At 69.7% G+C, this 11,312-nt stretch carries 9 protein-coding genes; 1 reads left to right on the top strand and 8 read right to left on the bottom strand.

Features of this window, described 5'->3' with window-relative positions; translation table 11 throughout:
• Positions 1 to 139 precede the first annotated feature (139 nt).
• Positions 140 to 1,000, top strand: a complete 861-nt coding sequence (locus tag JIG38_RS04230) for a hypothetical protein (protein WP_199422503.1) — start codon at positions 140 to 142, stop codon at positions 998 to 1,000.
• A gap of 40 nt (positions 1,001 to 1,040) precedes the next feature.
• On the opposite strand, the gene JIG38_RS04225 is transcribed toward JIG38_RS04230, so the two are convergent.
• The 8 genes from JIG38_RS04225 to JIG38_RS04190 all read right to left on the bottom strand — a co-directional run bounded on the left by JIG38_RS04225 (position 1,041) and on the right by JIG38_RS04190 (position 11,062).
• Positions 1,041 to 1,886: a PKD domain-containing protein gene (locus tag JIG38_RS04225; protein WP_199422502.1), complete on the bottom strand. Its 846-nt coding sequence runs from the start codon at positions 1,884 to 1,886 to the stop codon at positions 1,041 to 1,043.
• A gap of 32 nt (positions 1,887 to 1,918) precedes the next feature.
• On the bottom strand, positions 1,919 to 2,518 hold the full coding sequence (locus JIG38_RS04220) for a DUF6318 family protein (RefSeq protein ID WP_199422501.1): 600 nt from the start codon (positions 2,516 to 2,518) through the stop codon (positions 1,919 to 1,921).
• 89 nt (positions 2,519 to 2,607) lie between these two features.
• On the bottom strand, positions 2,608 to 3,447 hold the full coding sequence (locus JIG38_RS04215; RefSeq protein WP_199422500.1) for an ATP-grasp domain-containing protein: 840 nt from the start codon (positions 3,445 to 3,447) through the stop codon (positions 2,608 to 2,610).
• A gap of 67 nt (positions 3,448 to 3,514) precedes the next feature.
• Complete coding sequence (locus tag JIG38_RS04210; protein ID WP_199422499.1) at positions 3,515 to 3,901, bottom strand: hypothetical protein; 387 nt, start codon at positions 3,899 to 3,901, stop codon at positions 3,515 to 3,517.
• Between the two features lie 8 nt (positions 3,902 to 3,909).
• Complete coding sequence (locus JIG38_RS04205) at positions 3,910 to 4,545, bottom strand: nucleotidyltransferase domain-containing protein (protein WP_199422498.1); 636 nt, start codon at positions 4,543 to 4,545, stop codon at positions 3,910 to 3,912.
• Positions 4,546 to 4,704: 159 nt separating this feature from the next.
• Positions 4,705 to 6,069: an MFS transporter gene (locus JIG38_RS04200; RefSeq protein ID WP_199422616.1), complete on the bottom strand. Its 1,365-nt coding sequence runs from the start codon at positions 6,067 to 6,069 to the stop codon at positions 4,705 to 4,707.
• Positions 6,070 to 6,254: 185 nt separating this feature from the next.
• Entirely contained in the window at positions 6,255 to 7,577 is a 1,323-nt protein-coding gene (locus JIG38_RS04195) for an McrC family protein (protein WP_199422497.1), read from the bottom strand.
• Positions 7,577 to 11,062 (bottom strand): AAA family ATPase, encoded by a 3,486-nt coding sequence (locus JIG38_RS04190; protein WP_199422496.1) that lies wholly within the window; start codon positions 11,060 to 11,062, stop codon positions 7,577 to 7,579. Before JIG38_RS04190 ends, JIG38_RS04195 begins: the two co-directional genes overlap by 1 nt.
• Positions 11,063 to 11,312: the final 250 nt, after the last annotated feature.

Raw genomic sequence — 11,312 nt, 5'->3', positions numbered from 1 at the left:
CGCGGCCGATGGCGGTGACGTCACCGTAACGGCCACCGGTGACACGGTGGTGGGCGGGTCGGCCGTCCGTGGACGGGTCGCCCTACGCTGCGGCGCGGCAGTCGCGACGCGCGGTCGTGACACCGTGAGGGAGGCGTGAGTGACGCACGACGAGCGACCGCCGCGGCAGCGCGGAGCGGGGGTCACGCGCACGGTGCGGGTCGACGTCGTGCCCGGGCCGCCCGTGGTCGCGCCGAGGGGCAAGCAGGCGCGGGCCGTCGCGATCGCGGCGGTGTTCCTCGTCGGGCTGGGTGCCGCGGGCGGCGGCATGGTCGTGCGGGGCGAGGACGCGTACCCGGCGCTCGGCGCGACGTTCCTCGGCCTTGCCGTCGTCTGCGGTGCGGCGATCTGCCTCCTGGTGGGTCCTCGCCGCGGACGGCTGCGGTTCCAGCGCTGGGGAGGCGGGCTGGTCCTGCCGCCGAGCCGCGCGTTGGGCGTCGTCGTGATCGCCGGGACGGTCCTGTGCGCCGCGCTCGGTGCCGTGCTCCTGGGTGCGTGGCTCACCGGGGAGGAGCTCGGCAGCGGGCGCCGGTCCGGGCCGGTCGTGGGGCTGCTCCTGCTCGGACTGTGTCTGTACGGCCTGCTCAGCGGCTCGGCGCGCCGGGGTGCGACGCCGCGCGTCATGCTCACGCCCGACGGCGTCTCCCGCTGGGTCGGCGACCGCGCGACCGTCGTGCCGTGGGACGAGATCGCCGAGGTGCGACCGCACCCTGCGCAGGTGCGCGTGCTCGTCGTCCTTCGGCGGCCGGTGCCCATCCCACGGCCGCTGGCGCACGGGCCGCGTGAGGAGTGGCCTGCGCCGCTCGAGCTGCCGCTCGGGCTGCACGCGAGCGACCCTGCCCTGGTGTGGGCGGTGATCGAGCACTACCTCGCGCGGCCAGGTGACCGCTGGGAGCTCGCGACGGAGGTGGTCGTCGAGCGAGTGGCGCGTGGGGGGCTCGGGCCGGGGCGGTATCGCTGAACGGCGCGATCCCCTCCGGTGGCAGTTGGGTCTGAACGCGTCAGCAGGTGCTCGGCATGCAGGGCTCGGCGACGAGCGCGGTGCGCTGCTCGACGGCGGTGATCGGCGGAATGGTCGTGACGGTGGTGGCGGTGCCGTCGACGGGGAGCCACGCGGTGGAGCCGGCGATCCGGTACTGGCCGGACCAGGTCGTCGTGAGCGTGATCGTGTAGGTGCCGGGCCGGGCGTAGGAGTGGTGGACGTCGTGGTGGGGGTAGGCGTGGCCGGGGCTAGTGGTGACGAGGCGAGCCGACCCGTCGCCGTAGTCCCAGGTGTAGGTGGTCGCGGTCGCCTGGACCTCGACGGGGTACCCGAGCAGGTCGGTCGCGAGGTTCTGCTGCGGGGCGGCGGCCATCGTGATGGTCGGGATGTTGATGAGCACCGTGGATGCCGCCGGCTGCACCGTGACCTGCGCTGGGGCGAGCGGGAGGCGGCGGAAGTCCTCGGCGGTGAATGCGGGCAGCGCGTCTTGCGGACACGACCAGCCATTGACGAGCCGCCAAGGACCCCAGGCGCTGGTCGAGGTGGCGCGCTCGCGGCTCCACAGCGGTCTCAACGGTTGGAGCTCGCCACAGTCCGGCACCTCCGTCAGGTCGATGTCCTGCGCGCAGTCACCGGCGCCGGGTGCGCCGGACTCCAACAGCTCGATGCCGCACTCGACTGACCGGAGAAACTCGATGAGTCGAGCACCGGTATTGCTGCCGGCCGCCAACCATGCACGCTCCGCCGCGAGCCCGTCGCGAGCGTTGAGCTCGACCGCACCGCCACGAGCCGTCCCAGAGACCTGAGAGTTGTCTCCAAGGCTGTCCCGCGCGTGCGCCGCGGTGGGCAAGAGGGCACTGAGCATCGCCAGGACGAGGACGAGAGTTACTCGTGCGCTCATTGTTCGACGACTTCGGTCGCATCGATCTCGAGCACAATCCACTCGGTATCGCCCCGCTGCAGTGCGAAGACGACGTCGTAGGTCTTCGAGGTCGGTAGCTCGGAGACGACGCTTCCGTCCCCGGCAACTTCCACGGACGGAGACTCGGTGACGACCGCGTTCACCGCGAAACGGGACGGGCTGATCGTGGCGGCGTAAAGCTGGTCGATGTGGAGCCCGCCGAGACTGACTGTCCCAGCGACCACCTGCTCTTCGACGTTGCTGATCACTGAGTTGCAGAATCCGCACTCCGGGTGGCTCAGTGCTCGCCACTCTGTCAGGTCGTTCGTCGCGTATGCGTACGGGTAGAGCTCCAGGAAGTACGTCGCCGCAGCCTCCGCCCCCGCGACGCTGATCTCCGCCATCTCGGCCGGACGCTCCGGCGCGAGCGCCTCGGGCGGCGTCGTCGGGGTCGGGGTGGGCGTGGGCTCCTCGGCGGTCGGCGACGCGCTCGGGGTCGGCTCGGTCTCGTCGGGGGTGCAGGCACCGAGAAGCGCGATGGCGCCCAGGCCGACCACGATCGCCGACGTGAAGGACAGCCCCCTGCTCGCACGCATGGCGGGCAACCTATCGGTCAGCCCGACATTCCGGACACGGGTTGATCAGATCTGTGGACGACTGACGGCAACTGTCACCCGGACGAGTGTCAGCGACGCGCGAGTGCGCCCACGAGCACATCGGCAGGCGTGCTCGTGGGCCGGTCGCTCACCTGCCCGTCACCCAGCTCGACGACGCGCCAGGCGCCGTCGTCGCGCAGCACCATGTCCACCGTCGCGAACGGCAGCGCGAGCAACGCGACCAGTGGCGCCACGGCATTCAGGTCCGGGTCGGGCGCGACGTCGTCGGGGGTGTCCGGGTGCGGCGTGACGAGCCGGCACTCGCCGCCGACCCACCACGTGCGCACCTCGGCGGATACGAACCGCTCGAACCGCCGAAGCACCAGCCCGCCCGTGAGGTCCTCGCCGCGGAGCTCGAGGAAGCGCGCGGCGACGGTGCGCGCGGAGGCGAGGTCGGCGACGTCGGGCACAAAGGACGCCTCGTCCCAGTGGTGCTTGAGCGACTTGGTGAAGTCGCGGAGCACGGCGGGGCCGGAGCCGAGACGTCGGCAGGCGTCCTCGAAGGCGTCGAGATCGGGCCCGTCGGACCAGACGGACTCGGGCGTCACCTCGGCGAACGCGTTGTACCAGCCGGGGAGCTCATGCGCGGTGCGGTACTGCGCCGACGTCGTGCGCAGGGTGGCGCCACGCTCGCGGAGGGCGCCCTCGAGCGCGGCGTACTGCTCCGCGCGAAGCATCCAGCCGTGGTAGACGGCGTCGTCCGACTTTGAGAGGCGCAGGAGTGCGTCGTCGGTGTGACCCCGCTCGAGCGCGTCGTGGTCGAGGAGACCGACGTCGTGCCCTGCCTCGCGGGCGGCGACGGCCTCGTCGCGGAAGTGCTCGTCGGCGCGACGAGGGTTCAGCGGGTCCGCGGGGACGAGGAGGAGCATGTAGGGATCATCGCGAACCGAAACTCGAGTGACCTAGCGACCGGTACCCACGGATCGTCGAGCGCACCTAGACCGCGTTGGCGATGGCCAGGAGGGCGTCCATCGCACGTTCTGCCTTGACTCGCTTCTCGCCCGACACCGGCGTGTACGAGTACCCCGCCAACGTCTTCATGCCGAGGAGGACGCTCAGCGCCTTCGCAGCGCCCTCATCCGCCTTCCGCAGGTGCGCAATCGCGTCCTCGTGCCTCTCGCCCTGGTGGTAGCTGCCGAGCCGTGCGGAGCAGATCACGTCAGCAGCAGCGATTCCCGCGTGCACGGCCAGCGTCACGAACGCGTCCGCCACGTCCTGTGCTTCGTCCGCGAGGTCGAGCACATCGTGCGCGACGGCCGCGAACTGGGTGGCCTTCGCGAGTCGTCCCGCTCGGACGCCGGCGTCTGCCTGCCTCGTGCTCATTGAGCCTCCTAAGTTGCCTTGACCAGGCGTGGCAAGGGCACCCGCTTCCGAAGCCAGGTCGGTTCTCCGTGCATGGTTAGGCCTTGATTTCGAATCGAGCGGAGCACCGGCTCGTTGGCCCGCTCGGGAAGATCGGCCTCGTCGATCACGAAGGGACGCGCGTCGTTGCCTGTCCAGCGCGAGACGATCCGCTGCAACTCGTCCACCTGTGAATCCCACTCGTCCTCGTCTGCCTCGTCCGGACGGACGATGAAGAGGTCGACGTCCGAGTCGGCCGTCGCTTCACCTCGGGCCCATGATCCGAACAGCGCGGCGTATATGGGCGGCTCGTTCCAGGTCTTGAAGTGAGCTTCAAGGCGTTCACGCAGCGTCCGAGCCTGATTCGCCAGTGCGACAATGCTCTCGGCGGCGAGGTGCTCTCGGTTGAGCTCGTAGGTTACGGCCGCATGGCCAACGCGGGTCGACGTCACGATGCCCTGCTTCGCGAGCCGATTCAGAACCTTGCGGACGCCCTCTACCGAAGCCTTCGGCAGCAGGCGCGCTAGCTGTCCAGGTGTAAACGCAGCCCGGGTCAGCGCCAGGTGCGTGAGGACGTCGCCGTCCAGGGTCGGAGTCACGACCGCGAGCGGATGCGTCGCGTCCACCGCACTCGCCTCCCTAGGCCCACTTTCGTACGCGTCCTCCCACTTTTGTGGGCGTGTGTCAACCATAGTGTGCGCGCCAGAGTCTTGTCACCTCGTAGCCCGGGCAGGTGACTACCGAGCGCTCGTGCGGCGTCCGCGAGGGCCTTACGCCACACTTGTCTAGCTTCGGGTGCCTTCCTCGCTGAGGGTTGCCCGCTCCCGTGTGCCCTCGACCTCATTCCGCGGAGCCGACTCCCGGTACGTCCGCGAGATCGTCCGGTAGACGGGCGACCGCAGCGCCACGAGCGCCGCGACGACCATCACCAGCCCGCTGATGAGGAAGACGAGCGCGATCCCACGGGTGTCGCCGTCGCCGAGCCACGGACGCAGCGCGTCTCGACCGGCCTCCGTGCGCGCGTAGGGGATGACGACGAACTGCGCGATCGGCGCGATGAGGAACGCGGTGATGGGCGCCGCGGCCGACTCGAGCGTCATCGCGACGCCGAACACGCGCCCTTGCCGCTCGAGCGGCACGACCCGCTGGATCACCGTCTGCTCGGCCGCCTCGACCACGGGGATGAGGCACATGTACGCCCAGATGCCGAGGGCGTAGAGGAGCCACCACTCGCGGATGGTGAACGTCGCGCCGAGCACACCCATGGCGACGACGACGAGCAGCATCGTGCGCATGGGGTTGGCCCCGAGGCCGAACCGCGCGACGAGGCCGCCGCCGATGAGGAAGCCCGTCGCCGTGACGCCGAGCACCAGCCCCCACGCCTCGACCGAGAACAGCTCGAGGCCGTACGGGTCCATGAGCGCCATGTAGACGCCGCCGATGAGGTTGTTGAACGTCGCGAAGATGATGAGGGAGAACAGTCCAGGCGCCGAGCGGATGACGCGGATCGAGCCCGACAGGTCGATCTGCGCGCGCGCCCCCGACGCCGGCGCGGCGGCGGCCCGGTCCTCGCGGAAGCGGATCGTCAGCAGGTGCAGCAGCGTCGTGGCGGTGAGCGCGAGCGCGATGACCAGCGTCCCACCCATGCCGAGGAACCCAACCGACAGCCCGCTGAGCACGCTGGTCACCATGAACGCGACGCCCTGCACGGTGCCGACGAGGCCGTTGGCGTTGGCGCGCCGCTCGTCGGGAACGAGGATCGTCACGGTCGTCGACAGGGCGATGTTGCGCATGTGCTCGACGACGGCGCCCGCGAGGATGATCACGGTGAACGCCCAGAAGTACGGCGCACCGAGGTCGAGCAGCGTCGCCTCCGGGGTGAGCCAGAAGAACGCCCCGGCCGCGCCGAACGCGAGGAGCGTCGCCGTCGTCGACATCTGCATGACGCGCAGCTTGCGGTGGTGGTCGACGATCGTGCCGAACACGACGCTGCTCGCGGCGATGAAGAGCATGTACGCGCCGCCGATGACGCCCGTGGCCAGGACCGAGCGCGTCTCCAGGTAGACCCAGAACGTCAGCGCCCACCAGAGGTAGCTCGTCGTCACGTTGGCGACGGCGGTGTTGACGAGGATGTGGCCGAAGGTGCGCATGGCGGTGGGTTGTGCGTCGGTCGGGGGTGCGGCGGTCGCGTCGCTCACGGTGAGGTCCTCCTTGGGTCAGGTCTCACCCGCTACTGACTGCCAGAGTCGCCCGAACTGGTCGGGATCGGGAAGACTTGTCTGCGGTGCGCGAAGTTCACCTCAGGTGTTCCGCCAAGAGACGTGGCGCCGGGCCGCTAGGACTCCGCCGACGTCCCTAGGTCGCGGAGCGCCTCGCTGACGCGGCCCTGTGCGGAGGCGTTCGCTGTGACCATTCGGCGCCCTTGTGAGGCGCCAAGGGCTTCTAGGGCGACCTGGCGGACCCGCTCCAGAACTGCCTCCGGCCGTTCGCGCAGGTTGAGCGGAGCCGTCACGACCTCCACGACGGCGTTCTTGATCTTGCGCCGGATGTCCGCACCTCCGCCGGCATAGATGAGCCAGGCGGTAGGGACGCCCAGGGCGGTGCAGTAGGCGAGCATCTGGTAGTGGTCGGCGTTCGCGTACCGGCCCGTGTGGGACGCGAGCTTGTACTTGGCGTCAAACACCACGTCCGGCGCTCCGTCTCCGTCGACATGCACGACGTCGACGTTCATGAGGACGTCGCCGTGCGGGTCCTCCTGGCCTCGGCCCGTCCTGCCCTCACCCCAGTCGCCCGCACCGGTCAAGTAGACGGGCAGGTGCGGTGAGGAGTAGCCAGGGTGCGCGGCGAGGGCCTCGGTAAGGGCGGTGGTCACGAAGTCCTCGAACACCTTCCACATCACAACGACGAACGCCGACATCGTGATGCCCGTGGCGCTCGCTCGGGTCGAGGCGTGGCGCAGCAGCACCTCGGCCAGGCCCAGGGCGGCGTGGTACCGCTCGTTGAGGCGCGTGGGCTGCCATCGTGGTGTCGGTGTCCCCGGGACCAGCCGCTTCACTCCTACGAATCGCGCGTCGAGGTGCAGCAGGCGCCTTCGGATCTCGCCGTCCAGGCGTGGCACACCGAGCATCAGGTGGATCGCCGCCACGAGGATCTGGTTCTCGGCGATGTCGGGGCTGAAGTCGTCGTACCGAACCTCGATCGGCACGGTGTGGCCAGGCCGGCGGCGGATCTGCTCCTCGAACGCGATGCGCCCGCGCACCGTCAAGAGGGCCTCCTGCTCGGAGGTGTACCCCTGCAGCACGCCCATCCTCAGGGCACGCTCCACTGATGCGGCGAGGGACTGGGCCATCGCCGGCCACAGGTCCCCGTGGGCCTCCCCGACGACGGAGTCCGGGCGGAAGCCGGGGTTCTTGGCGTAGCCCAGGAGGAACATCAGGTGTGTGACGTCGAGCTTGTGATTGGGCGTCACGTTCACCTGGAGGTCCTCGAACCGCACTGCCCCGACTCGGCCGTTGGGCATCAGCCAATGCCGGTCGCCGCCGAGCGTACGGACGTCGACCAGCTTCGACTCGCGGAGCAGCATCGCCTGCTGCGCGGTCAGCTCAAGCTCCCTGCCCTCCAAGTCGAGCTCGTCGAGGGTGACGTGCCGGAAGTCCATCAGACCTCCGGCTCGGCCGGGCCCTCGCCAGAGGTGACCCGGCGCTCGATCCTCTCGCGCAACGACGACAGACCGAACTCCTGATCGACGACGTCCGGCGGCTTGGTGCCGTAGAAGTGCTCGTGGAGCAGCGGCAGGATGTCGTACCGCCATACCAAGTCGAGCGCCCCTGGCTGGTCGAGGCCGTCCCGCATGAGGTACGACGGCCCAATGTGCAGGTCGTGACCACGCTGGCCCATCGCGGCGTTGAGCTCGTCGAGCAACGCGACGCGGTCGTCGCTCAGCTGCCGGCGCCGAACGAACTCGGCGAGGACCCCGTTTACGGGCTCGCGTTGGGGATGCATCTCGAAGAACGGGAAGCGGCGCCGGATAGCTGCATCGACAAGCGCGATCGAACGGTCCGCGGTGTTCATCGTGCCGATGATCAACAGGTTGTCCGGGAGGCTGAAGGGCTTGTCCGGCTGGTACTGGAGCCGGACGGTCTCCTCGCGGTACTCCAGCAGGAAGTACAGCTCGCCGAAGACCTTGGCGAGATTCGCACGGTTGAGCTCGTCGATGATGAGCACATAGGGCTTCCCGCGGTTCTCCGCCTTGGCGGCCTCGGCCGCCATCAGCTTGAGCGGCCCGTCCTGGAGGGCGAAGTGCGCTTGGCCGTCTTTCTCCACCGGCCGGAAGCCTTCGAAGAAGTCCTCGTACGCGTACGAGGGGTGGAACTGGACGAGCCGAACCTTGCTCGGGTCCTGCGCGCCGGCCAACCGCTCCGCGAGCTTCTTGGCGACGAACGTCTTGCCCGTCCCGGGCGGCCCGTAGATGACGACCTGTCGCCGCCGGTTGAGCACGTCGACCAGTTCCTGCAGCGGCGCGACCGGCATGAACAACTCGTCGGCCAGGCTCTGGTACACGGTTGGCAGCATCGCCCGCTCGGTCTGCTGGGGCGCCGTCCTCGCGCGGTGGGCGGTGGTCTCCGGGTAGTCGTCAGCCAAGTCTGCGAGAAGGTCGAACACCGCCGTCAGGTCGACGACGTGCCCCTCCTGTTCCAGCGCCGCGCTGAGCTTGGCGGGGAGTGCCTCGAGCGGTGTCTGCGACTCCGCCCATAGCACCGGGCGCGTCAGGAGCGGCGACTGCACCGCTGGCGGTGGCGCGTCGTCCAGCGTCCCGGTGATGAGCCGCTGCCCCGTCAGGGCCACGACCAGGTCGCCCTCCTGCATCCCCTCGCGGAATGTGTGCAGGGCTGCGGCCATCTCGTCGCGCTGGGACGGCGGGAGGTGCGCGTAGCCGCCGGCTACGAGCGTCGATACCTCGGCCAAGGTCAAGCCCGGCTCGAGGGCCAGCTGGGCTTCGTCGCGGAGCGTGACGCAGCCCGTCTTGCGCCACCCGGCGACGTCCTCCGGAGCGTCAGAGCGCACCAACCAGGCTCGCGGACCGGACCAGGAGCCGGGGCGCCAGCGGTTCACGAAGGGCGGCTCGTACCAGGAGACAGCGCCCTTCTTCTTGCGCTCATGCAGGGCGCGGAGGGCGACCAGGTCGCGCGTCACGTGCTCGTCGTCGTCGCCGCTCGGCGCCCCGACATCAGAGATGAGGCCGTTGCGGATCTTCCGGCGGTGGGCCGCACTGACGATCGACGGAAAGATGCCCGGCCACGCCAGGTGCTCGAGGTCGTAGCGGATCGACGGGGAGTCCTCGGGGACGCTCGTGGTCACTTCGCGGAAGGCGAAGGGGTCTCGCAGAGCCTTGTCGACGACGTCAGCGGGCTCGTCGAGCCAGTGGAGCACGAACCGGCACAGCCACTGAAGATGCTCGGGCGCGCGCGCGTGGTAACCCTGGCCGCCGGCGAAGGCGCGGCCGTCGTCCAGCCCCGCACGTAACGTGTCCGGCAACGACGGCGCCCCCGACATCGCGGCCAGGACGCCGTTGATGCGGTCCGCCTTGGTCGAGGCCTTCATGTCGTGCAGTGGTGTGTCACGGATGTACAACAGCTCGGCGGCTAGGCACAGCACGCCGTCGGACGCACCCTCGAGCTGATGACCCAGGCGCTCGGCGAACTTCTGGCCGCTTTCGCCGCTGCGCAGCCGTGCGGCGAGGTCGTGCGCTGTCTCGACGGACCAGCTCCGCACGCCGCTGACAATGGCTGAGGTCTCCCCGCGCAGGCCGGCGCCGAGCACCTTCCAAACTGCTGCTTCCATCGTGGGGCAGAAGCTCTCGCCGCGTTCCACACGCACCTCGCCGGGACGGCCGTCGCGCCAGTGCTGGAGCTCGGCCCGCTTCATCGGTGCCCACGTGTCCGGCGCGGCCCACTTCATGACGAGCCAAGCGAGGCCTTGCGCGTCGAGCCGGTCACGCAGGGCCGGCTCCTGACCCTCCCACCGCTCAAGCAGCCCGTCGCAGAGCGACAGCAGTGCCGCATAGCGCTCGCTGGGGGTGCTCCCCGCGGGCTCGCCGACGCGCTCTGCCCACGTCTTGGCGAGCGCCGGTCGGTACGGCACGAACGACGAGGGATCGCGGCCGAGCAGGAGGCAGGACGCGAACACCGTTCGATCGCCGGGGCTGACGTATTCGCCCCAGGTGCCCAGCCGCTCCCCGAACGCCTCCACAGCCTGAACCGTCCCCGCCGCGTACAACTCCGCGAAAGCGGCGCGCACCTCGTCCGGATGGTCCACGATCCGGTTGCGCAACCACGTCTGCGCAAACGCGTCGACGAGGTTCCCCGCACCGCACGCCTGCTTGAGGCGCTCGGCCCACTCCGGCGCCCCGGCTACGCAGGCCTCCCCGGCAGCCGCCCACCTCTCCGCAGCCTTGAGCTTGTAGTCGCGCTCCTCCGCGTCGAGGTCGACGCTCCCGGCGAGCTCGCGCGCCCACAGGAGGAATGGGTCCCAGCCGACCGCTGGCGAAGCCCCGTCGCGCCTGGATGCGGTGTACCGACGGTTGATCTCCAGCCAGAGGTCGTCGCCGGACAGCTCCTCAAGCGCTTCGGCGCCACTCTCCGTGAGGTAGTACGCGCCGCTGTCGTCCCTAGCGAGCCAGCCCGCGAAGGTGGCACGCGACAATGCTGCACTCACCGCCGTTCGCCATCTCTCCTGGCCGCTTGCGTTGGTACTGAGCTCTCGGTCGGTGAACTGGAGCCGCTCCTGGATCCCCGCAAGAACGCGGCTCGACTGGAGCGGTCCTGATCCCTCTGCCACTACCTCGAACGCTGCGCGAGTCAGCACACCGCGACGGACGCCCTCGTCGGTTGCGGGTGGGTCTGTGCGGTCCGCGGCGAGGCTGGCAGGCAGGCGGTAGACGCCATTGCCCAGGAACTCCACAAGACCCTCGTCACGAAGCTTCTGGATCGTCTTCTGGGCAGACTCCTTCAACGCAAGGTTGTCGGGGAACGCGTGCTCGAAAGCCGGCATGCTCACGCGCAGCCATTCACCGCGAGAGAACTCCTGACCCGGACGCCAACGGCGCCGAATCTCGGTGAGCACAAGCTCACGCCAGCTGGTCATCGCTGCCCATCCTCGTCATGTCATGCGGGTGGCCGACCGCTGCCGTCGCTGCGCACCCGCGGGCTCTCGAGACGGATCCCAGGCGCCGGGGGCGTCCGCACGCACCCCGTCACGGTAGCCGGGAACGCGGTCGAGGGCGACGATCCACGAAGCTGTCGCTCGGCCGAGCGAGGTGACTGGGCGCTACGCGCCCGTTAGCACCGTCCGAGCGCTGTCGATTGCAGCTGACGTCCTCCGCCGCTGCGATCGA

The organism is Actinotalea solisilvae, assembly GCF_016464425.1.
Lineage (GTDB): Bacteria > Actinomycetota > Actinomycetes > Actinomycetales > Cellulomonadaceae > Actinotalea > Actinotalea solisilvae.
The sequence above is the reverse complement of the archived record's forward strand: the minus strand, read 5'-3'. Positions and strand labels throughout refer to the sequence as shown.